General features: G+C 73.0%; 24 protein-coding genes. 10 read left to right on the top strand and 14 right to left on the bottom strand.

Translation table 11 applies throughout. From position 1 onward, the window contains the following. Positions 1-284 precede the first annotated feature (284 nt). From FMEAI12_RS18090 to FMEAI12_RS18070, 5 genes are all read right to left on the bottom strand, one after another. Positions 285-1034, bottom strand: coding sequence for a class I SAM-dependent methyltransferase (locus tag FMEAI12_RS18090; protein ID WP_071066487.1), 750 nt, complete (start codon positions 1032-1034; stop codon positions 285-287). A 73-nt stretch (positions 1035-1107) separates the two neighbouring features. After that, positions 1108-1974, bottom strand: coding sequence for a sugar phosphate isomerase/epimerase (locus FMEAI12_RS18085; protein WP_235014150.1), 867 nt, complete (start codon positions 1972-1974; stop codon positions 1108-1110). A 502-nt stretch (positions 1975-2476) separates the two neighbouring features. Then, positions 2477-3667, bottom strand: a complete 1191-nt coding sequence (locus FMEAI12_RS18080; protein ID WP_235014145.1) for a Ppx/GppA phosphatase family protein — start codon at positions 3665-3667, stop codon at positions 2477-2479. A gap of 379 nt (positions 3668-4046) precedes the next feature. Next, a complete protein-coding gene (locus FMEAI12_RS18075; RefSeq protein WP_026240240.1) occupies positions 4047-4727 on the bottom strand; it encodes a response regulator transcription factor in 681 nt (226 codons plus the stop codon). 138 nt (positions 4728-4865) lie between these two features. Then, the gene (locus FMEAI12_RS18070) at positions 4866-6317 is read right to left on the bottom strand and encodes a cell wall metabolism sensor histidine kinase WalK (protein ID WP_112106943.1); all 1452 of its coding nucleotides are present in this window, start codon (positions 6315-6317) and stop codon (positions 4866-4868) included. 332 nt (positions 6318-6649) lie between these two features. Here FMEAI12_RS18070 and phoU point away from each other — a divergent pair, with 332 nt between their 5' ends. After that, a complete protein-coding gene (gene phoU / locus FMEAI12_RS18065; protein WP_020463569.1) occupies positions 6650-7294 on the top strand; it encodes a phosphate signaling complex protein PhoU in 645 nt (214 codons plus the stop codon). Between the two features lie 39 nt (positions 7295-7333). On the opposite strand, the gene FMEAI12_RS18060 is transcribed toward phoU, so the two are convergent. After that, positions 7334-8071 carry a phosphoglyceromutase gene (locus FMEAI12_RS18060; protein ID WP_071066489.1) on the bottom strand — a complete coding sequence of 246 codons (738 nt, stop codon included), beginning with the start codon at positions 8069-8071 and terminating at the stop codon, positions 7334-7336. A gap of 403 nt (positions 8072-8474) precedes the next feature. On the opposite strand from FMEAI12_RS18060, the gene FMEAI12_RS18055 reads away from it, so the two are divergent. Then, positions 8475-8909: a Fur family transcriptional regulator gene (locus FMEAI12_RS18055; RefSeq protein ID WP_071066490.1), complete on the top strand. Its 435-nt coding sequence runs from the start codon at positions 8475-8477 to the stop codon at positions 8907-8909. Between the two features lie 7 nt (positions 8910-8916). Next, entirely contained in the window at positions 8917-10155 is a 1239-nt protein-coding gene (locus FMEAI12_RS18050) for a folate-binding protein YgfZ (protein WP_112106942.1), read from the top strand. A 77-nt stretch (positions 10156-10232) separates the two neighbouring features. On the opposite strand, the gene FMEAI12_RS18045 is transcribed toward FMEAI12_RS18050, so the two are convergent. From FMEAI12_RS18045 to FMEAI12_RS18025, 5 genes are all read right to left on the bottom strand, one after another. Further along, entirely contained in the window at positions 10233-11582 is a 1350-nt protein-coding gene (locus tag FMEAI12_RS18045; protein WP_071066492.1) for a transcriptional regulator, read from the bottom strand. Between the two features lie 528 nt (positions 11583-12110). Further along, the gene (locus FMEAI12_RS18040) at positions 12111-13301 is read right to left on the bottom strand and encodes an ABC transporter ATP-binding protein (RefSeq protein ID WP_112106947.1); all 1191 of its coding nucleotides are present in this window, start codon (positions 13299-13301) and stop codon (positions 12111-12113) included. Between the two features lie 11 nt (positions 13302-13312). Next, a complete protein-coding gene (locus FMEAI12_RS18035; protein ID WP_112106941.1) occupies positions 13313-14668 on the bottom strand; it encodes an extracellular solute-binding protein in 1356 nt (451 codons plus the stop codon). Positions 14669-14703: 35 nt separating this feature from the next. Then, the gene (locus tag FMEAI12_RS18030; protein WP_071066494.1) at positions 14704-15627 is read right to left on the bottom strand and encodes a carbohydrate ABC transporter permease; all 924 of its coding nucleotides are present in this window, start codon (positions 15625-15627) and stop codon (positions 14704-14706) included. Then, positions 15624-16568, bottom strand: a complete 945-nt coding sequence (locus tag FMEAI12_RS18025; protein ID WP_112106940.1) for a carbohydrate ABC transporter permease — start codon at positions 16566-16568, stop codon at positions 15624-15626. Before FMEAI12_RS18025 ends, FMEAI12_RS18030 begins: the two co-directional genes overlap by 4 nt. A gap of 338 nt (positions 16569-16906) precedes the next feature. Between FMEAI12_RS18025 and FMEAI12_RS18020 the strand changes: the two genes are divergently transcribed. The 4 genes from FMEAI12_RS18020 to FMEAI12_RS18005 all read left to right on the top strand — a co-directional run bounded on the left by FMEAI12_RS18020 (position 16907) and on the right by FMEAI12_RS18005 (position 20719). Then, positions 16907-18250, top strand: coding sequence for a DUF349 domain-containing protein (locus tag FMEAI12_RS18020; RefSeq protein ID WP_235014142.1), 1344 nt, complete (start codon positions 16907-16909; stop codon positions 18248-18250). A 114-nt stretch (positions 18251-18364) separates the two neighbouring features. After that, positions 18365-19156 (top strand): helix-turn-helix domain-containing protein, encoded by a 792-nt coding sequence (locus tag FMEAI12_RS39500; protein WP_112106938.1) that lies wholly within the window; start codon positions 18365-18367, stop codon positions 19154-19156. A gap of 41 nt (positions 19157-19197) precedes the next feature. Continuing rightward, positions 19198-19668, top strand: a complete 471-nt coding sequence (locus FMEAI12_RS18010; RefSeq protein ID WP_112106937.1) for a hypothetical protein — start codon at positions 19198-19200, stop codon at positions 19666-19668. Between the two features lie 97 nt (positions 19669-19765). Next, positions 19766-20719, top strand: a complete 954-nt coding sequence (locus FMEAI12_RS18005; protein ID WP_112106936.1) for an aldo/keto reductase — start codon at positions 19766-19768, stop codon at positions 20717-20719. 69 nt (positions 20720-20788) lie between these two features. Here the strand turns inward: FMEAI12_RS18005 and FMEAI12_RS18000 are convergent, their stop codons facing one another. Continuing rightward, the gene (locus tag FMEAI12_RS18000) at positions 20789-21286 is read right to left on the bottom strand and encodes a DUF1269 domain-containing protein (protein WP_165938533.1); all 498 of its coding nucleotides are present in this window, start codon (positions 21284-21286) and stop codon (positions 20789-20791) included. 84 nt (positions 21287-21370) lie between these two features. Here FMEAI12_RS18000 and FMEAI12_RS17995 point away from each other — a divergent pair, with 84 nt between their 5' ends. Then, positions 21371-21895 carry an O-acetyl-ADP-ribose deacetylase gene (locus FMEAI12_RS17995; protein WP_112106935.1) on the top strand — a complete coding sequence of 175 codons (525 nt, stop codon included), beginning with the start codon at positions 21371-21373 and terminating at the stop codon, positions 21893-21895. 6 nt (positions 21896-21901) lie between these two features. Here the strand turns inward: FMEAI12_RS17995 and FMEAI12_RS17990 are convergent, their stop codons facing one another. Continuing rightward, positions 21902-22747, bottom strand: a complete 846-nt coding sequence (locus tag FMEAI12_RS17990; protein WP_112106934.1) for a class I SAM-dependent methyltransferase — start codon at positions 22745-22747, stop codon at positions 21902-21904. 255 nt (positions 22748-23002) lie between these two features. Between FMEAI12_RS17990 and mshA the strand changes: the two genes are divergently transcribed. Continuing rightward, positions 23003-24307, top strand: coding sequence for a D-inositol-3-phosphate glycosyltransferase (gene mshA / locus FMEAI12_RS17985; RefSeq protein ID WP_071066503.1), 1305 nt, complete (start codon positions 23003-23005; stop codon positions 24305-24307). A gap of 166 nt (positions 24308-24473) precedes the next feature. Further along, complete coding sequence (locus FMEAI12_RS17980; RefSeq protein ID WP_112106933.1) at positions 24474-24968, top strand: YbjN domain-containing protein; 495 nt, start codon at positions 24474-24476, stop codon at positions 24966-24968. 55 nt (positions 24969-25023) lie between these two features. On the opposite strand, the gene FMEAI12_RS17975 is transcribed toward FMEAI12_RS17980, so the two are convergent. Further along, a complete protein-coding gene (locus FMEAI12_RS17975; protein WP_112106932.1) occupies positions 25024-25665 on the bottom strand; it encodes an FABP family protein in 642 nt (213 codons plus the stop codon). Between the last annotated feature and the right edge of the window lie 82 nt (positions 25666-25747).

Genomic DNA, 25747 nt, shown 5'->3' with positions numbered 1-25747 from the left:
GACCAGGATCAAGACCGGCGCGCCCGGCCATGCGACGACACGGGCGAGTCGGTCAGAACCCCACGAACGCGCACGACGATAGCGGAAGCCCCTTATCAGACTTCCAGTCGCATACTCCTGACACGTTTCTAAAGGATCCGAAAGGAGTTGGACGATTACGAGAGGTATCCACCAACGGCCCGACCGCCCGGCGTCAAGGGAGCATCACGGCGCCGCTACCTGCGCGAAGGCACCTCGCGAACATCACCGGCGGATCCGCGCCGGCATCACGATCGGTCGGTGGTTCAGGGGACGCGCGCGACGACCAGCATCGTCCGGAACGGCTCGATGATCCGACCGTCGGGGAACGAGCGCAGCAGAGAGCGGCGCTCAGCCGCGAGGAAGTCCTCGAGCCGGTCACCGATCGCGGCGACGTACGACTTCGAGCACAGCCACGTCTCGTAGAGGTCGATGTCCAGCTCCCGGTGCCACCGGCAGGTCACCGTAGCCACCTCGGCGAACAGCCCCGTCCAACGCAGCTCGTCGGCGAACGGCCGGTTGCGGTACTCCCTGGTGTAGCCGGGGCTCATCGCCTCGAGGCGGTCCTGCTGGCGCTGGTACCAGTGGAAGTCGTCGGCGTCGACGTCATTCCACCACGCGGCGAGCGCTCCGCCGGGGCGAAGCACCCGGGCCGCCTCCGCCGCCGCCACCGGCACCCGCACCCAGTGCCAGGCCTGGGCGTAGGTGACCAGGTCCGCCGACGCGCTCCGGAGCGGCAGCGCCTCCCCGTCGCCCCGCACGACGGGCAGGTCCGGGGTCCGCCGCCGCAGCCGGTCGAGCATCACCGGGCCCAGCTCGACAGGCAGGACGGAGGCACCCCGGGAGATCATGGCCCTGGTGGCGATCCCCGTACCCGCGCCCACGTCGACCACGCCGGCGCCGGCGACGGGCCGGTCGGCGAGCAGTTCCAGATCGGCGAAAAGCTGGTCCGGGTAGCCCGGCCGGGCCTGGTCGTACGCGTCGGCCAACGGGTCGAAGAGTGATCCAGGGGACACGCCCCGATAGTGGCCCCTACGCGGCAACTCCGCCACTGACAGTGGCTTACCCCACCGGACGGTAAGGCCCTCGTCAGGGAACCGGGACGACTCCGGCCGGAGCGGCGAGGTTGAGCCGGGTGAAGGCCAGCGCCTCGGCGAGGTCGGCCTCACGCTGGTCGCGCGACTCCGCGCGCCTGGTGTTGATCTCGACGACGACCGTGCCGTCGAACCCGTTCGCCGCGAGGCGCTCCAGCAGCTCGGCGCAGGGCTGCGTGCCGCGGCCGGGCACCAGGTGCTCGTCCTTCGCCAGCCCCGTGCCGTCCGCCATGTGGATGTGCGCGAGCCGGTCACCGAGCTCGTCCGCCATCAGCAGCGCATCCGACCGGGAGACGCTGGTGTGGGAGAGATCCAGCGTGACGTGCTGGTAGCCGTCGTCGATCGGCGACCAGTCGGGGGCGTAGGCCGAGACCTCCCGGCCCCGGGCGCGCAGCGGGAACATGTTCTCCACCGCGAAGCGGACGTCCGTCTCGCCGGCCATCCGGTGGATGCCGGCGACGAACTCGCGGGCGTAGTCGCGCTGCCACCGGAACGGTGGATGAACGACGACCGTGGGCGCCTCGAGGGTCTCCGCCACCGCCCGCGCGCGCTCGAGTTTCGCCCACGGGTCCGTCCCCCACACCCGCTGCGTCAGCAGCAGGCACGGCGCGTGCACGGCCAGGATGGGGATGCCGTGGTAGTCACGGAGCCGGCGCAGTGCCTGCGGGTCCTGGCTGACCGGGTCCGTCCAGACCATGATCTCGACGCCGTCGTAGCCGAGCCGCGCCGCCATCTCGAAGGCGGTCGCCGTCGACTCCGGGTAGGTGGAGGCCGTGGAGAGTGCCACCAGCCCACCGCCCACCGGCTGGAACCCGGCGGCGGGTGGGCCGGCCGGCGCCCCGAGCCGCGGGGTGACGACCATGCCGGACGGCGACGCCGCCGCCGCCACCGACGGAGGCACCGCTGGCGAAGATGCTGCCGGTGAAGCGCCCGCTGACGGAGATGGCGCTGACGGAGGCGTCGTCGGCGAGGACCCCGCCGGCGGCGGCGCCGGCGCCACCGGCCGCCTCCTGGCACCGCGTTGCTGCACTTCGGCTCCCGTATCAGGATCTCGGCGGCCGAACGGCCGGACGCCTGTTGTGACCGGACCCGTCCCGGACCGGTGAGGAACCGGCCCCGTCATCCAGGCTAGGCCATACCCGGCGTGCCGCCTCCCGGGCCTTTGCTCCGCCAGGAGGCGGAACGCATCGCCGGACAGGCCCGGCGGTGCCGCCCGCGGGCCCGGGCCCGGTAACCGGACCAGCGGCGCGACGGCAGGACCAGCGGTGCGGGACGGGTGTCCGGCGGATGACCGGCCCCGCGCCCACGGCGCTCCCGCGTTCAGAATCGCCGACGACGAGACCACACAGTGACGCAAGTCATCGCTACCGTGCCGGTGGAAGCGAACGCGGGCCGTCCAGTCCCGAGGTCAGCAGGTCGAGCCGGCGCAGGATCACCCCCTCGCGCAGCGCCCAGGGGCAGATCTCCACCTCCTCGAGGTTGAACAGATCCAGCGCCTCGGCCGCCACGACGGCGCCCGCGATCAGCTGGCTGGCCCGCGACGCGGAGACACCCGGCAGCGCCGCGCGCTCGGCAGCCGACATCCGGCACACCCGCGCGGCCACCTCCACGAGGTCCTCCCGGCGCAGGACCCGCCGCACGTACGGCCCGCGGCCGTAGGGCGCGGCGCCGGAGACACGGGCCAGCGAGCGGAAGGTCTTGGACGTCGCCACCGCCCGGGTCGGCTCGCCCACGTGGTACAGCGACCCGACGACCGGCGCGATCTGCGCCCGGACATAGCGGCGCAGCGCGTTGAGCTCCGAACGCTTGGGCGGGTCGTTCTCGCTGAGCCAGTCCCTGGTCAGCCGGCTCGCGCCGAGCGGGAGGGAGGCGACGACCTCGGGGTCCTCGTGCATGCCCGCGCCGATCTCCAGCGAGCCGCCGCCGATGTCGAGCGCGAGCAACCGTCCCGCGCTCCAGCCGAACCACCGGCGCACCGCCAGGAAGGTGAGCCGCGCCTCGGCCTCACCCGGCAGGACGGCGACCTCCAGCCCGGTGTCGGCGCGTACCCGCGTCAGCACCTCGTCCCCGTCCGGGGCGTCCCGGACGGCTGACGTGGCGAAGGCGACCAGGTCGACCACGTGCAGGTCCTGGGCGTGCGCCCGCAGCTGCTGGATGCAGTCGGTCAGCGCCTGTTCACCACGCTCGGCCAGCCGCCCGTCGTCGTCGAGCAGTTCGACCAGACGCAACGGCACCCGCACGCTCGCCGCCGGCTGCGGCTGGCCACCCCGGTGCGCGTCCACCACCAGCAGGTGGACGGTGTTCGACCCGATGTCGATCACACCGAGGCGCATCGGGCCGTGCGGATGACCGGGAGGCGCCGCGACCCGGTTGTCCGCGGCCGGGGCGGTGGGCCGCAGGCCACGCTCCAGCTCACGCAGCGCACCGTCGTCGCCGCTCCGCGGAGCCTGGCCGCCGGTGCCTGCGCGAGCGGTGTCGGCGCGAGCGGTGTCGGCACCAGCCGTGTCGGCACCAGCCGTGCCCGGGCCGATGATGTCCGCGACTGCTTCGTTCACGCCGGTCGCGTCCGCCCCGGGCTCGACAGCGCTGGTCTCACCAGCGGCGAGCTCAACAGCGCCGAGCTCAACAGCGCCGGGCTGGTCGGCGCCGGCCCTGTTAACCGGAACACCTCCGCCCGGTCCCCGGCGCGCCAGCGCCGGTCTCAACCGCACCGCCGGTCACCCGCCCGGATCGCCATCCGACCGATGGCCCCGCGACGGCCCGTCCTACGACCGCTCGTCACCGGACTGGTCACCCCCCTGTGTATGCCGCCGCCGACGCCCCGTGACCGGGAGGCCGCGCGTGGCCTGCCCCGGAATCCGTCCGTCCCGGGCGCCCATCCAACCTAGTGCCGCTTCCGACCACGTCAGCCGGCCAGTGGGGGGCGGGAGCCGGTCAGGGCTCGAACTTGTAACCCAGGCCACGCACCGTCACCAGGTGCCGCGGCGCCCCCGGCTCGGCCTCGATCTTGGTGCGCAGGCGCTTCACGTGGACGTCGAGCGTCTTGGTGTCGCCGACGTAGTCCGACCCCCAGACCCGGTCGATCAGCTGCCCGCGGGTGAGCACCCGGCCCGCGTTGCGCAGGAACATCTCCAGCAGCTCGAACTCCTTGAGCGGCAGCGCGACCTGGCTGCCGTCGACGGTGACGACATGCCGCTCGACGTCCATCCGCACCCGGCCGACCTCCAGGGTGGCGTCGGACACCTCCTCGGTCTCCACCCGGCGGCGCAGGACGGCGCGGATCCGGGCGACGAGCTCGCGGGCCGAGAACGGCTTCGTCACGTAGTCGTCGGCGCCCAGCTCGAGGCCGACCACCTTGTCGATCTCGCTGTCCCGGGCGGTGAGCATGATCACAGGCACGGTCGAGCGGGCGCGCAGCGTGCGACAGACCTCCGTCCCGGACAGGCCGGGGAGCATGAGGTCGAGCAGGATCAGGTCGGCACCGTGCCGGTCGAACTCGGCCAGCGCGCTGGGCCCGTCACCGACGACGGCGACCTCGAACCCCTCACGCTCCAACATGAACGACAACGCATCGGAGAAGGACTCCTCGTCCTCGACCACGAGCAGCCTGGTCACCGTCACGCTCCCTGTACTCCCGCGTCCGCCGGGATCTCCGGGGACGAAATGTTTCACCGCGCGGTGTCACACCGTTTTACGGCCGGTGCCGGGAACAGGGGCCACCGCTGAAAAGCCGGTTGGAATACCGGCTCCGGATCATGCTCCGGGGCCGCCGTGGCCGGTTCCGGAGGAATTCTCGGACGCGACCGGAGCGGCCGCCGCCGGCCGGGTGCGACCAGCTGATTCGTGCACAGTTTCCGCCAGGACCGGGCCCCGCGACGCGGAATCGGCGAGATCGGGTGCATCGACTGGCGGCCGCAACGGAACGACACCGCTCGGCCGCGACGGAGCCGCGCCACCAGGCTCGACCGTGCCGCCGGGCTCGACCGTGCCGCCGGATCTCGCCGCGGGGCCGGCCTTCGCCACCCCGCCGGACTTCCCCGCACGGCCTGTTTCGGAGCGGCCCGCTCCGGACCCGGTCGCCTTGGGATCGTCGGTACCGGAGGGCAGGCGCAGCGTGAACGTCGAGCCCCGACCCTCCGCGCTCCACACGCTCACCGAACCGCCGTGGTTGGTCGCGATGTGCTTCACGATAGCCAGGCCGAGACCAGTTCCCCCGGTCGCCCGGGAACGCGCCGGGTCGGCGCGGTAGAAACGCTCGAAGACCCGTTCCAGGTCCTTCTCGGCGATGCCGATTCCCTCGTCCGCGACTGATATCTCTATCGTTCCGCCGACCTGGCGGACTCCCAGCACGACCCGTGTGCCGCGCGGCGAGTAGCTGATGGCGTTGTCCAGCAGGTTCGCCACGGCGGTGACCAGCTGGTTCTCGTCGCCGCGGACCCGCAGCCCGCCGGCGCCGATGACGGCGACCGAGATCTCCTGCGCCTGCGCGCTGAACCGGTTCCGGTCGACGGCCTCCGCGAGCACCACCGAGACCGGCACCGGGGCCAGGTCGGGCATCGGCTCGGCGCCCTGCAGCCGGGAGAGGTCGATGATCTCCTGGACCAGCCGGGCCAGCCGGGTGGACTCGTGCGTCATCCGCGACGCGAAACGGCGCACGGCCACCGGGTCCTCGCTGGCCTCGCTGACCGCCTCCGCGAGCACGTGCAGCGCCCCGACGGGCGTCTTGAGCTCGTGGCTGACGTTGGCGACGAAATCGCGCCGGACGGCCTCGACCCGCCGCGAGTCGGTGATGTCGTCGAGCAGGACCGAGACGTACCCGCTGTCACCGAGCGGTCGTGCGTATGCCCAGACGGCCAGCGCGGTCTGGTCCGGACGGGCCCTGGTCAGCGGTGGCTCGGGCACCGGCGGCAGGTCCAGTTGACGGTTGCGCTCGGCCGCTGCGGCCCGGCAGGCCTTCACCAGATCCGCCACCTCGCCCACGCTGAGCTCGTCACCGTCGACGACACCCATCCGGCGGGCGGCGGAGTTGACCAGTACGACCACGTCCTCGGCGTTCACCACCACCAGCCCGGAGGGCAGGCCGGCGATCACCTGTCGGACGAGGTGGGCGGGCAGCGCGTGCGGACCGGTGGCGGCCGCCGCCGCGCCGCGGGGGCCGGTGTTCGTCGCACCGCCCCGATCAGCCGAGTCAGGCCGCCGTGCCATCGCCGCGTCCCCTCCACGATGCCGCGACCCGACCGTCGAGGGCACCCGTACCGGCCCTGCAGAGCCAACCCTGACGAAACGCGACGTGACCGGTTGTCATGTCATCGTCCGACCTGTCCCCCACGTGCCGAATGTTAGGCGCCACCAGGTCGTCCGCGCCTTGGCTCGCAATGGTTCACGGCCGATGGTCGCCAGGTGTTCATCCGGCCTATCGTCGATGTTCACCCGACGGCGACGGCTGCGCATCATCGTCTGACGTCAACCCCCGAGGACCACCGAACGACTGTGATCGAATGGTGCTCCGAGCCTCCCCTAGCTGTAAGGAGCCGTCTGTGCGGGACGTCTTCCAGGAAGAACTGGAAAGCATCAACCAATCGCTGATCGAGATGACCAGCATGGTCGCGTCGGCGATGGCACGGGCCACCACCTCGCTCCTGGACGCCGATCTTCAGCTCGCCGAGAACGTGATCAGCGCGGACGAGACCGTCGACCTGCTCCGCAACGAGATCGAGGAGCGGGCCTTCGATGTGATGGCCCGGCAGGCCCCGGTCGCGACCGACCTGCGGATGATGGTGACCACGCTGCGTATCGTCGCCGACCTGGAGCGGATGGGCGACCTCGCCCTGCACGTGGCCAAGGTCGCCCGGCGCCGCTACCCCGGGCGGGCGGTCCCGCCCGAGCTGCACGCCACGATGCTGCAGATGGGCCAGGTCGCGCAGCGCATCGTCGCCAAGGCCGGCTCGGTGATCGCCAGCCGGGACGCCGAGCTCGCCAAGGAGCTGGAGGCCGACGACGACGCGATGGACGGGCTGCACCGTGCCCTGTTCCACGTGCTGATCGAGAAGCCGTGGACCCACGGCATGGAGGCCGCCATCGACATCACCCTGTGCGGCCGCTACTACGAGCGCTATGCCGACCACGCCGTGTCGGTCGCCCGCCGGGTGATCTACCTGGTCACCGGCGAGAAGGCGGGCTGACGACCCGCCCGCCCCGGCTTCTCGCCGCCCGCCTGGCGACTACTTCTTCTTGCCCTGAGCCGCGACGGCCGCGGCGGCGGTCTCCGCCGCGGCCGGGTCGAGATAGCCCGAGTCCAGCACCTTGAGATCGTCGTCCAGCTCGTAGCGCAGCGGGATGCCGGTCGGGATGTTCAGGTTCGCGATGTCGGTGTCGGAGATCCCGTCGAGGTGCTTGACCAGCGCCCGCAGCGAGTTCCCGTGCGCCGTGACGAGCACCGTCGCGCCGGAGCGCAGGTCCGGGACGATCGAGTCATACCAGTAGGGCAGCATCCGGACAACGACGTCGCGCAGGCATTCGGTGAGCGGGATCACATCGGGAGCGAGGTCGGCGTACCGCTCGTCGACGCCGCTCGGCTGGCTCGGCTCGATGGGCGGCGGCGGCGTGTCGTAGGAGCGGCGCCAGAGCAGGAACTGCTCGTCGCCGAACTTCGCCAGGGTCTCCGCCTTGTTCAGCCCCTGCAGGCCGCCGTAGTGCCGCTCGTTGAGGCGCCAACTGCGGCGCACCGGCACCCAGGTGCGCCCGGCCGCGTCCAGGGCCAGCCACGCGGTGCGGATGGCCCTGGTGAGCAGCGAGGTGTGCACCACGTCGGGCAGGACCCCCGCCTCCTGGAGCAGCTCCCCGCCGCGCGTGGCCTCCTTGAGGCCCTTCTCGGACAGATCGACGTCCACCCAGCCGGTGAACAGGTTTTCACGGTTCCACGTGCTCTCGCCGTGGCGGAGCAGGACGAGCGTCGGCATAGGTGAATCCTGCCCGCTCGGCCCGGTGCTCGGCCAGTGTCCTCCGCTGGTCCCGTGCACCGCCGGAAACGCAGCGACCCCCGGGTGCTCCGCCCCGCATAGGGCGGGACGGGCCGTCGGGACTAACGACGGCACCCGGGGGTCGGGTGTCTGCCTGGTACTCGCCGGTGCCGGTGCCCGAGGGCCACCCGGCAGGGGGTGAGGACCACGAGACCGGCTAGCGGACAGTCACCTCACGAGTCCTATGTGCATACAAAGCCTGGACCACCTCCCTTCTCGTGTACAGGGAACGCTACGCGCCAGCCGACCGCCGTCGCAAACGGTTTTTTCCACTGGTGCTCCGCGAGGAGCAGGGTGTGGTCCGCCCCGCCGGGATCCGCGCGGCGGGGCCTAGACTTTCTCCATGGCGGCCGAGGTCGACGACTGGCACACACGGCTACGTGCGCGTGGGTACCGCCTGACGCCGCAGCGCCAACTGGTGCTGGAGGCCGTCGCCAGGCTGGGCCACGCCACCCCGGAGGCGATCGTCCACGAGGTCCGGCAGACAGCCAGCGGCGTGAACATCTCCACCGTCTACCGCACCCTCGACCTCCTCGAGGAGCTCGACCTCGTCTCGCACGCGCACCTCTCACACGGCGCGCCGACCTACCACGTCACCGGGGTCGACCCGCACGTGCACCTGGTCTGCGGCGCCTGCGGGGCCATCCTGGAGATCTCGCCCGAGCGGCTCGCGGGCATCGTCGGCGAGCTGCGCGCGGAGCTGGGCTTCACCGTCGACATGGAGCACCTCACACTGGCGGGCCGGTGCGCGGAGTGCACAGCGGCCGGAAGGCGTTAGACCTGGCATGAGCACCGACACGCAGGCCCTCCGGCCGGCCCCGGCCCCGTCTCCGCTGCTCGCGCGGCCCGGAGCGGTCGCGGCCCCCGAGCCGGACGCGACGGTCGCGGCCCACTACGGCGATCCGCTGCGCGAGCAGCGCCGGGCAGTCACCACCGCGGTGCTGGTCGACCGCTCCAACCGCGGCGTGCTGCGCGTCACCGGTCCGGAGCGGCTCACCTGGCTGCACAGTCTGACCTCGCAGCACCTGTCGCAGCTGGCCCCGGGGCGAGGCACCGAGGCACTGGTGCTCTCCCCGCACGGCCACATCGAGCACCATCTGGTGCTCGCCGACGACGGCACCGCCACCTGGATCGACGTCGAGCCCGGGAGCGCGCCGCGGCTGCTGTCCTTCCTGGAGTCGATGCGGTTCATGCTCCGGGTCGAGCCGGCTGACGCCACGGCCGAGACGGCCGTCCTGTCGCTGCTCGGCCCGAACGCGGATGACGTCGCCCGGGCCGTGCTCGGGCCGTCGGCCGTCCCCGGCGAGGCAGGCGGCGGTCCTGCCGCGGGCACTGCCGCCGCGGGCTCCCCCACCGCGGCCGGTGCCGTGACCACCGGCCCGTACCCGGTCACCCGTGCGGCGGCCGCGACCGACCCGACCGCCACCGGCGCGGCCGTGGGCGGCCTGGCCCCCCTGATCCGCCGGATGCCCTACGGGCTGGACCTGCTGGTCGCACGCGCGGATCTCGCCACGATCGCCGACCAGCTGGTGGGCGCCGGAGCCACCCCGGCCGGCCTGAGCGCGTTCGAGGCGCTGCGGATCGCCGCGCGCCGGCCGCGCCTGGGCCGGGAGACCGACCACCGCACCATCCCGCACGAGGTGGGCTGGCTGCCGGCCGCCGTACACCTGGACAAGGGGTGCTACCGCGGCCAGGAGACCGTCGCCCGGGTGCACAACCTGGGTCGCCCGCCTCGGCGCATGGTGCTGCTGCACCTGGACGGCGCCGTCGCGGCTCCGGGTACCCCGGTCACCGCGGGCGGTCGCGCGGTCGGCTTCGTCGGGGCGTCCGAGATGCATCACGAGCTGGGCCCGATCGCGCTGGCCGTGGTGAAGCGCTCGCTTCCGGCGGACGCGGTGCTCGTCGTCACCGACCCCGACGGCGCCCAGGTGGCGGCGACGATCGACCCCGAGGCCGGCCCGGAGCAGCCGACCCGTCCCGCGGGGCGCCTGCTGCACCCGCACACCGGAGACACCGGAGGCTGACCGGCGGCGGAGGCTGACCGGCGGCCACCGCCCGCCTGTCCGGCGGCCGCCGGGATGACCGGCGGGCCGCCGGTCACTCAGGCCGTGCGGGCCAGTATCTGGTCGAGCTCACGCGCGGCCGGGTCCGCCGAGTGCCGGCGCAGCCGCCGCCGGACCTCGTCGGCACGCCGGCTGTTCCGCTTCGACCGGGTCGCCTCCAGCATCGGCAGGGCCTCCTTCGCCAGCGAGCACCCACCGTCGAGGTTGCCCAGGTCAATCTGGACGGCGGCCCGCCGCAACAGGTAGGTCGCGCGGTCCCGGGTGCGCTCGTGCGGGTGGATGGCCAGCGAGCCCTCGAGCCAGCGATCGGCGTGCACGAGGTGGCCGAGGTCGATGTAGCAGCTGCCGACCTGCGCCTGGTACTCGGCGTCGTCGAAGTAGGCCGACCAGGCCGGGTCCTCCGCGCGTGCCTCGACGAACGCCGCCTCGGCGCAGGCCAGCGCCTGGGCGCAGGCGCTGGCCTCGCCCAGCGCGGCGTGCGCGCGGGCCCGGCGCATCTGCAGCATCGCCGCGACCCGGCCGGTCGCCCGCCGCGCGCTGGCGACCGCGGCCTCCGCCAGGTCGACCGCCTCACGCGGCCGGGCGAAGTCCACGCACTGCAGCGACATGTTCTTCAGGACGTTCGCGCCGAGCATCCGGTCCCCCGCGGCGTGCGCGGCGTGCAGCGCGGTCACCCAGTACCGCTGCGCCGCGGTCTGGAAGCCGGCGTCGAAGGAGACCCAGCCGGCGAACCGGGCGAGCTCGGCCGCGACCAGGTGCAGGTGCCGGCCGATCGCCTCGGTGTAGGAGCCGCGGGCGAGCAGGTCGGCGACCACGCCGAGCTCGGCGTCCACCAGCCGCCGCACGCTCTCCCCGCCGAGACGCTCGTCCATCACCCGCAGGCCGGGGATGTTGTGCTCGATCCGGTTGACGATCTGCTCGTCCACCTGGCCGCCGGCGAGCGCGGCCTGCAGCCGGGCCGGCTCCAGGCCGAGCCACTCCGACGACAGCGACGCGACACCGGGCCCGGTGATGGTCAGGAAGCCGCGGCGGTCGGTCAGCGCGTCCTCGACGACGTCCATGAGCGAGGTGACGCTGCCCGAGGCCGTCCACGGGTACTCCGTGCGCACGGCGTCACCGGTCGGCAGCCAGGACGGCCACGGGTGGGACTCCAGCCGGTCGGTCGGGACCCCGAGCTCGGCGGCGAGCGCCAGCTGGGAGACACGGTCGGGCACGACCCCGCGGTGCTCCCAGCGCCAGACCTTCTGCCGCTCGGCGGCCATGTTCGCGACCCCGAGATCTCGGGCCCGACGCGCGACGACGCGTGCCAGCCGTTGGTAGGACCACCCACGCTGAGCGCGGACGAAGGCGAGGGGATGGGTGCAGGCGTGGGCATTGTCCGTCAGCATCGACGTCTCTCCTCTAGTCGCTGACACAGTCGCTTGCGTGACCAGCTAGCAACGCTATGTCGCGACATCTTCGTGTCCCAGGGCGATGGAGAGTGCGTTGTGAGCGAAGAGGTAACGCACGGACCACTTCAGCGACGCAATTGCACGGTTCGCTCGCCAAAGCGCGTGCGACGATGCCCGCATCGTCCCGTAGGCGCCAGATGCGGCACAGGGCCGGACAAGTCCACCCGCACTCCGCCCGCCTCGCGGACGGGCACTCGCGCCCGAGGCCGGCCGAGGCGGCCCCGCCGCCGGCACCCGCGCGAGGGCTGCCGGCCGGGGCCACGGGGATGATCCGCCTTAGACACAGGTCGGAGCACAGCCGCCTTTGCCCCAGAATGAGCATCAGCCATCCGACAGGCGCCGGCCAGGGTCTAAGGTCCGAACTCTCCATGGTCCGGACTTGGGGGCCTCAGGACACCCACGAAACGACAAAGGACCTCCGGAGGAACACTCCGGAGGTCCTGAGGTGCAGGTCAGCGGTGGTGGTCAGGACGGCTGGCGCGCCGGGGGGATCGGCAGCGACCGGCCGTCCGGGCCGAAACAGAGCAGTGCCGAGGCCGGCGCGGTCACCGTGACCGGCTCGTCGGGCGCGACCCGCACCTGGGCCGCCACCCGCACCCCGAGCGTTCCGGCCGCCGATCGCACATAGACGGTGCGCTCCGCACCGAGCCGCTCGGCGACAACGACGTGCCCCTTCACCCGGAACCCGTCACCCACGCCCGTCCCGGCGGCCGTGCCGACACCGACACCGGCGCGGGCGCCGATCCCGCCGCCGGACGGCGAGCGGGTGCCGGACGCGGCCGCGGCGGAGTCGCCGAGCCTCAGGTGCTCGGGCCGCACCCCGACGGCGACCGCGGCGGCGGGTGCCGGCGCGGAGAAGCCCGGTCCGCGCAGGATGCCGTCCGCCCAGGTGCCCTCGAAGACATTCATCGGCGGGCTGCCGACGAACGTCGCGACGAACCGGGTGGCCGGCAGGTCGTAGATCTCGTCCGGGGTGCCGATCTGCTCGACGGCGCCCCGGTTCATCACCGCCACCCGGTCGCCCACCGCCATCGCCTCGGCCTGGTCGTGGGTGACGAACACGGCGGTGGTGCCCAGTTGGCGCAGCAGGCCGACGATCTCCACCCGCAGCTCCACCCGCAGCTTCGCGTCCAGCCCGGACATCGGCTCGTCCAGCAGGACGACGCGGGCCCGGGTGGCCAGCGCGCGCCCGATCGCCACCCGCTGGCGCTGCCCGCCCGACATCTGGGCGGGGCGCCGCCGGGCGAGGTCGGCGATGCCGAGCATCCGCAGCGTCTCGGCGGCGCGCTCCCGGGCCGCCGCCTTGGACATCCCGCGCCCGTAGCGCAGGGCCAGCACGAGATTGTCCGTCGCGGACAGGTGCGGGTAGAGGGCGAAGTGCTGGAAGACCATCGAGACGTCACGCCGGTGCGGCGGGACGCCGAGCTGGCTGTCGCCGTCGAAACGCAGGTCACCCGAGGTCGGCGCGTCCAGCCCGGCGAGGATGCGCAGCAGCGTCGACTTGCCCGACCCGGACGGGCCGAGCAGGGCGACGATCTCACCGGCCTCGATCGCCAGGTCGACCCCGGCGAGGGCGTGCACGGAGCCGAAGTCCCGGCCGATGCCCACCGCCTCGATCCGGGCCCCCGAGGTGGCGGTGACCGGGCTCGCCGGCACCGGGTTCGCCGTCACCGGGTCAGGGTCTCGGCCTCGGCCTGCGCCGCGGCGAGGGTCTTGTCGACGTCCGCCCCGGTCATGATGCGCACGACCTGGTCGGACAGGGCCGGCGGGAGCTCCCCGCCGCGCGCGCCGCCCCACGACGGCGGCGCGACCAGCGACGGGATGAGGTCGTTGAACGGCAGCAGCTGCGGGTACTGGCGGTAGAACGGCTCCAGCCGGGTCAGCGCCTCGGTGTCCACGGGCAGGTAGCTCAGCGACTCGGTGCTCGCCGCCACGACGTCGGGGGCCAGCAGCGACACGACCAGCTCGGTAGCCATCTCCTTCTGGCACTGGTCGGTGGACAGCACGGTCAGCGCGTTGCCGCCCGCGACCGGCGCCTGCTTTCCGCCCGGCAGCGTCGGGAACGGCACCGCGCCGGCCCGGAAGCCCTGCGCCCCCTGGTCCTGGATGAACTTCAGGCCGCCCGCGAGGGCCGCGACCGTCACCATCGTCATCGCGGTCTGCTTGCGGATACCGAACCGCAGCAGGCCCTGGTTGGTCGGGTCGTCGGACTGCGGCCCGTACGTCCCGACCTTCGCCAGGAACCGGGCGGCCTCGAGCGCCTGCGGGCTGTTCAGCCGCGGCCGGCCCGCCTCGTCCTGGATCGGCGCGCCCTTCGAGCTGGCGAGGGTGTTCAGCGCCCACTGCCCGAACTGCTGACCGGTCGGGATGTCGATCGGCTGGACGTCCTGCCCGGACGCCTTGATCTTGTCGGCCGCGGCGATCACACCGTCCGTGGTGGTCAGCGTCTTCGGGTCGACCCCGGCCTTCTCGAGGATGTCGAGGTTGTAGACCAGCGTCAGCGTCGAGACCTGCTGGGGGATGCCGACCTGGCGGCCGCCGACCTGGCCGAGCGGGACCATCCGCTGGTCGTAGGAGGCCCGCAGCAGCCGCGGGGAGAGTTCCTGCGCGCCGAGCTGGTCGGCGAAGACCGGCAGCACGTCGAAGCCGGCGACCGCGACGTCGACCTGCTGGTGGGCTGAGCGGTCCGCGCTGAGCTGCTGCACCAGCGCCACATAGTTGGGCGCGGTGGCGACGATCTCGACCGTGAGGCCGGGATGCGTCTTCTCCATGTACGCCTTGCCGGACTTCGCCACGTCGTTCAGGTTCCCCACGGCGTACATCCGCAGCGTCTTCACCTGGGCGGCGCACTGCGGGGACGCCTTCGCGCCCTCGACGTCGTCCACGCCGGCGGCCGCGGTGCGCGCGGTCGGGCGCAGGCCCTCCCCCGGGCTGGCCGGCGTCGAGCCGCCTCCGCCACAGGCCGCCAGCGGGAACAGCGCCGCCACCACGGCGAGCGGCACCGCGCGTCGGAATCGGGTCACGGATCTTCCTCTCGGGAGGCTCGCCCGTTCGGCGGTCACGCCGCGAGCCCGGTTCCGGTGATGCCGGCCGTCAACCGGCGCTGGGCGACAACGAACACGACGAGGGTGGGCAGGCTGATGATCAGCGAGCCCGCGGCGAGCTGGGTGAAGTCGGGGAACGCGGAAGTCCTGGTGGCGAGCCCGGCGAGCGCGAGCGGGGGTGTCGCGATGTCGGGCGAGCGGGCGACGAGCAGCGGCCACAGGTACTCGTTGAACGAGAGCAGGAAGCTGAAGACGCTGACCGTGGCGATCGCGGGCATGCTCAGCGGGACGACGACGGTGCGCAGGGTGCGCAGCGTCCCCAGGCCGTCCATCCGCGCGGCCTCGAGCACCGACACCGGGATCGTCGACATGTACTGACGGAGCAGGAAGATCGCGGCGGCCTGCGTCATGAACGGCAGCACCAGGCCCACCCGGGTGTCGGCGAACCCGAGCGCCGAGATCGTGACGTAGTTCGGCACGGCGGTCACCTGCGGCGGGACGAGCAGGGTGGCCAGCACGACGCCGAACAGCAGCCCGCGCCCCCGGAAGGGCACCCAGGCGAACGCGTACGCCGCCGGGATCCCGGTGAGCAGTTGCAGCGCCAGGACGGCGAGGCTCACGCCGATCCCGGTCAGCAGCGCGGGGCCTAGATCACCCGCCTGCCAGGCGTTCTCGAACGCCCCGAAGCCCACCGAGGACGGGATCGGGTTCGCCGAGAGCCGCAGGGCGTTCTGCGGCGGGCCGACCGCGGTGCGCAGCATCCAGACGAACGGGAGGAGCGCGGCGGTGATACCGACCGCGAGGAACCCGAACCGGCCCGCCGCCGACAGCGACGACCAGAACGGCACGGCGCGCCGCCCGGCGCCTGCCGAACGCTTCGAACCGGGCGCCCGGCCGGCACCGGCGCGGTGCCGCGGGCTCGCCGCCTCGCTGGTCATGACCGGCCTCCTTCGGCGACGGGATCCTCGGCGCCCATGCCGTCGAGCTGCCTGGCCATCCGGACGCGCCGGCCCAGCAGCGCTCCCGCCGCGCCGACGAGCACCACCCCGACCAGCAGCAACAGGGCGATCATGGATGCGTAGCCGATCCGGAACGAACCCGTGAAACCGACCTTGTAGATGTAGTAGATGATCGTCGTGCTGGAGTCCAGGGGCCCGCCCTCGGTGAGCACCGCGACCGTCTCGAACGTCTGCAACGTCAGGACGGTGACGAACACCCCCAGGAACACCGTCGTCGGGGCCAGCAGCGGCAGCGTGACGTGGCGCAGCCGGGCGAGCCCGCGGACGCCGTCCACGTCGGCCGCCTCGTACACCGAGCGCGGAATCGCGGTCAGGCCGGCCAGATAGACCACGAAGACGAAACTGGTCAGCCGCCAGCCACCGACCAGCGCGACGACCGGGAGAGCGGTGGCGCGGTCACCGAGCCAGTTCACCGGATCGATGCCGACGAATCCGACGAGAGTGTTGGCCAGCCCGTCGGGGCTGCTGTCGAAGATGTACTGGAAGACCACAGCCATCGCCACGATGTTCGCACTCGCCGGCAGGAACAACGCGAATCGGACGGCCGCCCGGCCGCGGGTCACCCGTTCGGCCGCGAGCGCCAGCAACAGGCCGAACAGAACGGACGGAATGACCGTCAACAGGCAGTAGACCAGCGTGTTGCGGACGGCCTGGCCGAGATCGGGGTCCGCCAGTGCCTCGCGCAGGTTCGCCGTCCCCACCCAGTGGAAGTCCGGGCCGGTGAGGTTCTTGTCGGTGCCGGCGACGAAGGCCGACACGATCGCCGGGCCGATGACGAACACACACAGCCCGACAAAGGCGGGCGTCAACAGCGCGGCCGCCCGCCAGCCGTCCCGCCCGGCTCTGGTCCCCTGCGCCACGGTTACGCATCTTGGCCCGACGGCGACCGGTCCGCACACACCGGGGGGCGGGAAAAGATGAACGCCCGACGTCTTTTACGGCCAGCGCCTGATGACACACCGAACAGAGCCGCGCCATGGTGACGACGCTCGCGCCGCGCGGCCACACCGCCAGGCACCCGCGACAGCGACATCCTGGTCGTATCCCGGTGACGTCCCCGGCGGCGTCCCGGCGGCGTCCCGGCGGCCGACGCGCACCGACACGCCCGGGGGCGACACCGGTTGCGGGCAGGTTCGGCGAACCTCCTTCTTCATTCGATAGCCGCCAGCGGTCCCCTTCCGGCCGGATGCCTGCAACAATGACAGGCATCTTGATGTCGATCTTCGGGAACGCGATGAGTGACCGCAGCGACGGCGACCGCGATGACAGCGGACGCCACGGCACCGGACCTGGTGGGCCCGCCCACCACCATGACGGGGACGGACCTTCCGGCGGGCGGGACGAACTCGGCGACGACTGGGGCCGGGTGGATGCCGACGGCACCGTGTACCTGCGCACCGCCGACGGCGAGCGCGCGGTCGGCTCGTGGCGCGCGGGCAGCCCTGAGGAGGGCCTGGCCCACTTCCGCCGCCGCTACGACGACCTCCTCGCCGAGGTGGTGTTGCTGGAGCGGCGGCTGACGGTGAGTGGCGTCGACCCCGGCGGCATCGCCGGCAGCGCCCGCCGGCTGCGGGAGGGGCTGGCCCAGGCCTCGGTCGTCGGCGACGTCGACGCCCTGGCCGCGCGGCTCGACGCCGTCCTGGCGGCCACGGACACCCGCCGCACGGAGCTCGCCGCCGAGCGGGCCCGCCGGGTCGCCGCCGCGGTCACCGCCAAGGAGGAGCTGGTCACCGAGGCCGAACAGCTCGCCCGCAGCTCCGAGTGGAAGGTGACGAGCGAGCGTTTCCGGACCATCGGCGACGATTTCCGCGCGATCACCGGTGTCGACAAGCGGACCGACTCGGCGCTGTGGCGGCGGATCGCCGCGGCCCGCGACGAGTTCACCCGCCGCCGCACCTCGCACTTCGCCGCGCTCGACACCCAGCGCACGCGCTCACGCGAGCGCAAGGAGGCGATCATCGCCGAGGCCGTCGCGCTGTCGGACTCGACGGACTGGGGCCCGACGACCGCGCGGTACCGCGCGCTGATGGTCGAGTGGAAGGCGGCCGGCCGGGCCGCCAAGGACGTCGACGACGAGCTGTGGGCCCGGTTCCGGGCCGCGCAGGACGGCTTCTTCAGCCGGCGCAACGCCGTGAACGCCGAGCGCGACGCGGAGCAGATCGCCAACCAGGCCCGCAAGGAGGAGCTGCTCGTCGAGGCCGCCGCGCTCGATCCCGTCGACGTCGAGCGGTCGCTGCGCCGGTACCGCGAGATCCAGGAGCGCTGGGACGCGATCGGCCGGGTGCCCCGCGAGGCGGTCGGCAGCCTGGAACGCCAGCTCAACGCCATCGGGGACAAGCTGCGCGATGCCTCCGACGCCCGTTGGGACCGTCGCGACATCGCCGAGTCCCCGTTCCTGACGAAGCTGCGCGAGTCGGTGGCGAAGCTCGAGGCGAAGCTGGAGCGCGCCCGCGCCGCCGGCCGGGCCCGCGAGATCACCGAGACCGAGAACGCCCTCGCGACCCAGCGCGCCTGGCTGGCGCAGGCCGAGAAGGGAAGCTGACCGCGGTGCGCCGAATGGCCCAACTGCGCTAACTGCCCGCTTGCCACAGCTAGCATCAGCCCGTATCGTCGACCTCCTCTTGACCGGTTGTTCCTGTGGAGGTCGACGACGGCGGTGGCGGCTATCCATGTGCGGGATGTCGGCGACTTCATCCGCGAGCAGCGGCGCGGCGCGCAGATCTCACTGCGCCAGCTCGCCCGCCAGGCGGGGGTGAGCAATCCCTACCTCAGCCAGATCGAGCGCGGCCTGCGCCGGCCCTCGGCCGAGATCCTGCAGCAGATCGCGAAGGCCCTGCGCATCTCGGCGGAGGTCCTCTACGTGCAGGCCGGCATCCTCGAGGAACGCGAGGGCGGCGAGGACCTGCTGGCCGCCGTCCACGCCGACGAGACGCTGACCGAACGCCAGAAGCAGGTCATCGTCGACATCTACGACGCGTTCCGCCGGGAGAACGCGCTCGCCGGGCTGACCCCCGGCGCGCGGGGCCCGGCCGCGGCAGAGGCCGGCGACACCGAAGCCGACGTCGAGGCCGGCACCGCGACCGACGCTCTGACCGACACCGAGCCCGGCTCCGCGGCACCCGCGCCGCGCTCGGCGGCATCCCCGTCGGGCACGGACCGCGCGGCCTCTGCCGCCGAGCATGGCGAGACCACCCCGGGCGGGAAAGCCCCGGGCGAGGCCGGGCCGGGGCCCGCCGGGCGGACCAGGCCCGCGACGACCCGGCGCAAGACCGCCGCCACGGCGGGCGAGCCGACGTCCACGACGCGGCGCGCGGCGACCCGCAAGGCGGGGGACGGCCGGCGAGGCCCGCGTAGCAGCAGTACGAGGAGCGCCCCGGTGGCACCGGAGGACGGTGCCGGCGAGGCCACCACGAGCCGGACCCCGCCCGCGGGGCCGTCAAACACCTGACCCAACACCATCACAACCAGCGGAGATCGCTAGGAGATCACATGGCTACCGCCCGCACCGGCACGAAGACGAAGAGCGACACGCCCGCGGCAACCTCCGATGTTCGCAAGCCCCTGTACGCGTCGGTCGGCGCCGCCGATCTCGCGGTCGAGAAGCTCCGGACGCTTCCCACGGCCTACGGGACAGAGGTCCGGCGCATCTCGGACCGGGTCAGCCAGATCCCGGCCCAGGCGGCCAAGGTGCCCGTCCAGGTCGGCTCGGCCGTCCTCGCGCTTCCGGTGACCGTCGGGTCGCAGATTTCCGACCTGCAGGGCCGGGCGACCCAGCTCTACAACTCCTTCGCCAGCCGGGGCGAGAAGCGCGTCGCCGGCATCCGGCGCAGCCCCGCGACGGAGGAGGCGGTGAAGCAGACGAAGACGGCCGTCAGCCAGACGCGGGCCGCGCGCACCTCCACCCGCCGGGCGGCCACCGCCACGGGCCGCGCCGTCAGCGACGCCGCGACACCGAACTGAAAACAGCAGAACAAAAAATCAACACCACAGCTGCGCGCACCACGAACCCCAGACCCTGATTGCTGACGGTTCGTGGTGCGCGTGTTGTATTAAGGGCATGCGTTATCGCCCCCTGGGATCTTCGGGCCTGATGGTCTCCGTCGTCGGGCTGGGATGCAACAACTTCGGGTCCAGGGTCGACCTGACCGGTACGCGTGCCGTCGTCGAGGCCGCCCTTGACTCCGGGATCAACTTCTTCGACACCGCCGACACCTACGGGAACAAGGGCGGCTCGGAGACCCTGCTGGGGCACGTGCTCCGGGGCCGGCGCGACGACGTCGTCCTCGCCACCAAGGTCGGCAACGACATGGGCGGCATGTACGGCCAGGACTTCAACGCACGCGCCTCCCGCCGCTACATCCGCAAGGCGGTCGAGGGGTCGCTGAGCCGGCTGCAGACCGACTACATCGACCTGTACCAGCTCCACAACCTGGACGCCTTCACTCCCATCGAGGAGACGCTGGAGGCGCTCGGCGAGCTCGTCCAGGAGGGCAAGGTCCGCTACGTCGGGTCGTGCAACCTGGACGCCTGGCAGGTGTCCGACGCCGAGTGGACGGCACGGGCGTCCGGCACCACCCGGTTCATCTCGGCCCAGAACCACTACAACCTGCTCGTCCGGGACGTCGAGGCCGAGCTGGTGCCGGCCGCCCTCAAGTACGGGATCGGGGTCATCCCCTACTTCCCGTTGGAGAACGGCGTCCTGAGCGGCAAGTACCTGCGCGACGAGGCGCCGCCGGCCGGCACCCGGATGGCGGGCCGTCAGGACGAGCTCACCGACGACCTGTTCGATCGGGTGGAGACCCTGGAGACCTTCGCCAGGGAGCGGGACCGCTCCCTGCTGGACGTGGCGATCGGCGGCCTCGCCGCCCAGCCCGCGGTCGCCTCCGTGATCGCCGGTGCGACGAGCGCGGCGCAGGTCCGGGCGAACGCCGCGGCCGGCCAGTGGCAGCCCCGAGCGGACGACCTCGCCGTCCTCGACAAGATCGCTCCCACCCGCCGCCCGGGGGCCTGACACCTCGGGCCCGCTCGACGGCCCGGATCGGGAGCCTGACTCCTCAGCCGGGCTCGGAGCCCTGGCGCCTCAGGCCGGGCTCGACTGAAAGCGCAGGGCGCGGGCCAGGGCCTCCTCCCGCTCCCGGGGCAGCGAGGTTTTGATCACCATCGGATGGTGCTCGCGCAGCGCCGCGATCGCCGCCGGCCGGGACTCGCGGACCAGCGCGAACACCGCCGCACGGCCGGGCTGCAGATGGCCGGCGATGCGCCGGATCATGCCAGTGTCCATCGCCTGGGCCATCAGGAGCCGGCCGGCGAGCGCCCCACCGCCGGCGCCGATCGCCAGGCCCACGACCGGGGCCAGGAAGACGGCACCGACGGTGGCCCCGCACGCCGCGCCGCCCACCGCCGCTGATCTGATCCGTCGTGCCCCGTGCCGCACGTGCACCGCACCGCTGTCCTCGCGCCACGCGACCGCCCGGTCAGCCAGGTCGACCAGCCCCTGCCGGGACAGCCGCCGACCCAGCTCCCAGACCTGCTCGGCCTGGCGCCTGCTGTCGAACCCGAGTACGACCAACTCCGCCACGCCTCCATCGCATCGCAGGCCGTTGACGTCTGGCAAACGGACATTCCCGCGAGGGGCCCACTCTGGTCTCGGTACTGTGTCCGCATGGTCACGGTGAGGCTAGTTCAGGGCGACATCACCACCCAGGCCGTGGACGCGATCGTCAACGCCGCCAAATCGTCGCTGCTCGGGGGCGGCGGCGTCGACGGGGCGGTCCACGCCGCCGGCGGACCCGACATCCTGGCCGCCTGCCGCCGTCTTCGGGCCGGTGCCCTGCCCGGCGGGCTACCCGTCGGCGAGGCCGTCGCGACCACCGCCGGCCGGCTCGCCGCGAAGCACGTCATCCACACCGTCGGGCCGGTCCACACCCCCCACGAGGACCGGTCCCACCTGCTCCGGTCGTGCTACGCGCGTTCCCTGGCCGTCGCGGACGAGATCGAGGCCCGGACCCTCGCGCTGCCCGCGGTGAGCGCGGGGGCCTACGGCTGGCCGGCCCGCGACGCCGCCGACATCGCCGTGACCACCGTGCTCACCACCCCCAGCTCGGTCACCGAGGCCCGCTTCGTCCTGTTCGACCAGGCCATGCTGCGGATCTTCACCGAAGCCCTCGAGAACGCCACGACCGGCTGAAGCGCCTCAGGACGTCCGCGGCGGGCGGGGTGGCCAGGCGACGGTGAGCTCGCCGAGGCGCCACCGGCGCGGGCCGTCCAGCACCGACCAGCCGTCCCGCCGCAGCAGCTCGACGGCGCCGATCCAGCGCTGACGTGGCCCGAACGGACCACGCGGAGCCGCCCGCTCCCAGGCCAGATCCAACGCCGTGAGCAGGTCATGGACGTCCTCACCGGGCACGTTGCGCGCGATCAGCGCCTTCGGCAGCCGCGGCGCCAGGTCGGACGGGCGGGCCAGACTCGGCAGGTGCGCCGACAGGGTCAGCGTCCGGGGCACCCCGCCGGGCGGGACCGCGAACCAGCACGCCCGCCGGCCGATCTCGTCGCAGGTCCCCTCGACCAGCAGCCCGCCGTCCTGCAGCCGACCGGCCATCGCCGCCCACGCCGCGCCGACCGCCTCCTCGTCGTACTGGCGCAGCACGTTCATCGCCCGCACCACCACCGGGCGCAGTCCGGCGAGCTCGAAGCCGCCGCGCGCGAACGCCAGCCCCGGCGGACGGGCCGCCGGCGCCGCCGCGGCCACCCGCCCCTGGTCCAGCTCGAGCCCGACCACCCGCAGGTGGGGCCGCACCGGCCGCAGCCGGTCGTACATCTCGACGGTGGTGACCGGCGACGACCCGAACCCGAGGTCGACCACGAGCGGGTCCTCGGCGGCGCGCAACGCCGACCAGGCCGCCGAGGTCAGCCACCGGTCGACGCGGCGCAGCCGGTTCGGCGCCGTCGTGCCCCGGGTGGGCAGTCCGAGCGCCCGCGCCCGCCCCGCCGCCAGCCTCGGCGGCCGCCGCGCGACTGTCACACCCCTCACACCCCCCATCGGAGAACTCGACCACGAAGCACGCTGTTGTACACGGTCGCCGTCATGCCGGGTCGCACTGGCACAGCGTCGCTGTGGTGCAGCGTCGCACTGGCACAGCGTCGCCGTGGCGCGGAGTCGGTCGGATGGCGACGACCTGGTCCGGGCACATACAAGCTCGTACCGAGTGTGCCGGGCGGGCATAGGACGGCCACCGCCCGGTGTTGAACCGCTTTGGCGCCGGTCGTCGGGTAGATCTGCCTGTGGAGGTGGTTGGTGCATCTGGTCGGAGGCGCGCCGCCGGAACATCCCGAACCAGCCCGGCCGAAGCCAGCCTCGCGGGTCGCGATGCTGTCGATGCACACGTCGCCCCTGGAGCAGCCCGGCACCGGCGACGCGGGCGGGATGAACGTCTACGTCATCGAGCTCGCCCGGCAGCTGGCCGTGCTCGGCACCGAGGTGGAGGTCTTCACCCGGGCCGTGAGCAGCCGGCTCCCACCCGCCCTGGAGATCGCCCCCGGGGTCATCGTCCGGCATGTGCCCGCCGGCCCGTTCGAGGACATCGGCCGCGAGGAGCTGCCCGCCTGGCTGTGCGCCTTCACGGCGGACGTCCTGCGCACCGAGGCCGGCCACGCAGCGGGCTGGTTCGACGTCGTCCACTCGCACTACTGGCTGTCCGGGCAGGTCGGGCTGTCGGCCGCCCGCCGGTGGGGCGTGCCTCTGGTGCACACGGCCCACACCCTGGCGCGGGTCAAGAACGCCTCCCTCGCCGACGGCGACCGCCCCGAGCCGGAACCGCGCGTCCAGGGCGAGCAGGAGATCATCAAGGCGGCGACGCGGCTCATCGCGTCGACCGACACCGAGCGCCGCCACCTCACCCAGCTCTACGGCGCGGCGCCGGGCAAGGTGGACGTGGTCGCCCCCGGTGTCGACCTCGACGTCTTCCGCCCCGGCGACCCCCGGGCCGCCCGCGAGCGGGTCGGCCTCGACCCCGACACCCAGCTCCTCCTCTTCGTCGGACGCATCCAGCCGCTCAAGGCACCGGACGTCCTGCTCGCCGCCGCGGCCGAACTCATCCACCGCGACCCCGACCGCCGCGGACAGCTGGCGGTCGTCGTCGTCGGCGGCCCGAGCGGCTCCGGGCTCGAACGCCCGGACTCTCTGGTCAAGCTCGCCGCCGAACTCGGCATCACCGACATCGTCCGTTTCCAGCCGCCGGTACCCCAGGAGCAGCTCGCCCACTGGTACCGCGCGGCGACGGCGGTCGTCGTCCCCAGCCACAGCGAGAGCTTCGGCCTGGTCGCGGTCGAGGCCCAGGCCTGCGGCACCCCCGTGGTGGCCGCCTCCGTCGGCGGCCTGCGCACCGCCGTCGCCCACGGGACGTCCGGAGTCCTCGTCCACGGCTGGGAGCCCGCCGACTACGCCGACGCCCTGGAACGCATCCTCACCGAGGAACGCTGGCGCCGGCACCTGTCGACAGGCGCCCGACTGCGCGCCGCGAGCTTCGGCTGGACAGCGACCGCGAAGGGCGTCCTCGCGAGCTACCAGGCGGCGATCTCACCAGCGGCCGTCGCCGTCTGACCCGCCCCGGCGAGCCGGTCACCGCCGACCCGCTCGGCGGACCAGCCACTCGGGCGTACCCTCCGTCGCCGAGTCGGCTAGCGTCGCCGACGGCGGGTTCGGCCGGGCTCGGCGTCACCGCGCCCGCCCGGCTTGACCGGCACCACGAACGGGGAGGTCCCTGCGCATGACGGCACCCATCGACGGCGCGGAACGCGAACGGCTCGACAAGCTGATCAGTACCGCCCTGGACGACCTCGGCGTGGCCTACGAGCACCCCGACACCGGCGCCTTCCTGGTCACGCTCGAAGGCGAGCACAAGCTGCGCACCATGACCTGGCTCGTGGTCCAGGACCACACGCTGCTCGTCGAGGCGTTCTTCATGCGCGCGCCCGCCGAGAACGCCGCCGGTACCTACGGCTTCCTGCTCAGCCGGAACGCCCGCACCTACGGCGTGCACTTCTCGATCGACCGCGTCGGCGACATCTTCCTGACCGGCCAGGTCCCGCTGACCGCGGTCACCGCCGAGGAGGTCGACCGCCTCCTCGGCTGCGTCGGCTCCTACGCCGACGACAACTTCGACCCGGCCATCGCGCTCGGCTTCGCCGGCGCCATCGAGCGCGAACGCGCCTGGCGCGCCAGGCTGGCCGCCGACGCCGGCACCGCCCCCCGCCCCACCTGACGCCCCAGCCGCCGGCCGACAGCCCCGACCGGCCGGTAACCCGGCCGGTGCCGGATCAGGACGGTGAGCGGTGCAGGCGGGCGGAGAGGTGGGACTGCAGCGGCTTGCCGCCGGCCTCCATGTCGATCGCGTACGCCAGGTCACCGCCCTCGACCAGGCCGTACAGCCGGACCGACCGGGTGACCTCCCGGGCGGTGGCCGTCCTGATCAGGACGTTCGAGTCGAGATCGATCCTGGTTCCGGTGACCGTCCCGACGTAGATCTCGGCGATGCCGAAGGGGTGGGCGAGCATCACCTCGACGACCGGGCTCCCGTTCACCTTCCCGTCGGGGCCGGGCTCGGTGGCCGGTGGCTGGACCCGCCAGAAGCCGGTCTCGGTGGCCAGCGGGCTGCCGGGCTCGCGGCCGTCCCGCGGCTCGTCGGACCACCAGGTGTGCGAGACGTAGCCGAGCGCGGGGCGCCCGTCCGCCGCGAAGGTGATCTCCTGGCCGTAGTGGAACGACTCCATGCCCTCGTAGCCGCCGACGCCTTCGCCGCGCCAGGTCCCGACGAGGAACGCCAGCGGCAGCAGGCTCGGGTGCAGGTCGACCGTCGCGATGTTCCCGGCCGTGCCGCCGGTAGCTCCGCCGCTCGCGGTGTCGCCGTGTGCCGCTCTGTCGCCGCGTGCCGCCGTGTCGCCGGTCGCGTCCGCCCTCATCGTCCTGCCACCTCTCGCCCGGCCGCTCAGCGCTGGCCTCCGTACAGCTTGTAGACGGCGTAGCCGGAGAACCAGGCGATCA

This window comes from Parafrankia sp. Ea1.12 (assembly GCF_900465275.1).
Classification (GTDB): Bacteria; Actinomycetota; Actinomycetes; order Frankiales; family Frankiaceae; genus Parafrankia; species Parafrankia soli.
This window is presented reverse-complemented; position numbering and strand designations above follow the sequence as displayed.

What these genes read in the sequence shown, in the direction of transcription:
- FMEAI12_RS18085 (WP_235014150.1), bottom strand. Translation starts at nt 1,974, where the DNA reads ATGGTCGTCACCCCGCGGCTCGGGGCGCCGGCCGGCCCACCCGCCGCC.
- FMEAI12_RS18070 (WP_112106943.1), bottom strand. Translation starts at nt 6,317, where the DNA reads ATGGCACGGCGGCCTGACTCGGCTGATCGGGGCGGTGCGACGAACACC.
- FMEAI12_RS18060 (WP_071066489.1), bottom strand. Translation starts at nt 8,071, where the DNA reads ATGCCGACGCTCGTCCTGCTCCGCCACGGCGAGAGCACGTGGAACCGT.
- FMEAI12_RS18055 (WP_071066490.1), top strand. Translation starts at nt 8,475, where the DNA reads ATGGCGGCCGAGGTCGACGACTGGCACACACGGCTACGTGCGCGTGGG.
- FMEAI12_RS18050 (WP_112106942.1), top strand. Translation starts at nt 8,917, where the DNA reads ATGAGCACCGACACGCAGGCCCTCCGGCCGGCCCCGGCCCCGTCTCCG.
- FMEAI12_RS18045 (WP_071066492.1), bottom strand. Translation starts at nt 11,582, where the DNA reads ATGCTGACGGACAATGCCCACGCCTGCACCCATCCCCTCGCCTTCGTC.
- FMEAI12_RS18030 (WP_071066494.1), bottom strand. Translation starts at nt 15,627, where the DNA reads ATGACCAGCGAGGCGGCGAGCCCGCGGCACCGCGCCGGTGCCGGCCGG.
- FMEAI12_RS18020 (WP_235014142.1), top strand. Translation starts at nt 16,907, where the DNA reads ATGACAGGCATCTTGATGTCGATCTTCGGGAACGCGATGAGTGACCGC.
- FMEAI12_RS18010 (WP_112106937.1), top strand. Translation starts at nt 19,198, where the DNA reads ATGGCTACCGCCCGCACCGGCACGAAGACGAAGAGCGACACGCCCGCG.
- FMEAI12_RS18005 (WP_112106936.1), top strand. Translation starts at nt 19,766, where the DNA reads ATGCGTTATCGCCCCCTGGGATCTTCGGGCCTGATGGTCTCCGTCGTC.
- FMEAI12_RS17995 (WP_112106935.1), top strand. Translation starts at nt 21,371, where the DNA reads ATGGTCACGGTGAGGCTAGTTCAGGGCGACATCACCACCCAGGCCGTG.
- FMEAI12_RS17990 (WP_112106934.1), bottom strand. Translation starts at nt 22,747, where the DNA reads ATGGGGGGTGTGAGGGGTGTGACAGTCGCGCGGCGGCCGCCGAGGCTG.
- FMEAI12_RS17980 (WP_112106933.1), top strand. Translation starts at nt 24,474, where the DNA reads ATGACGGCACCCATCGACGGCGCGGAACGCGAACGGCTCGACAAGCTG.
- FMEAI12_RS17975 (WP_112106932.1), bottom strand. Translation starts at nt 25,665, where the DNA reads ATGAGGGCGGACGCGACCGGCGACACGGCGGCACGCGGCGACAGAGCG.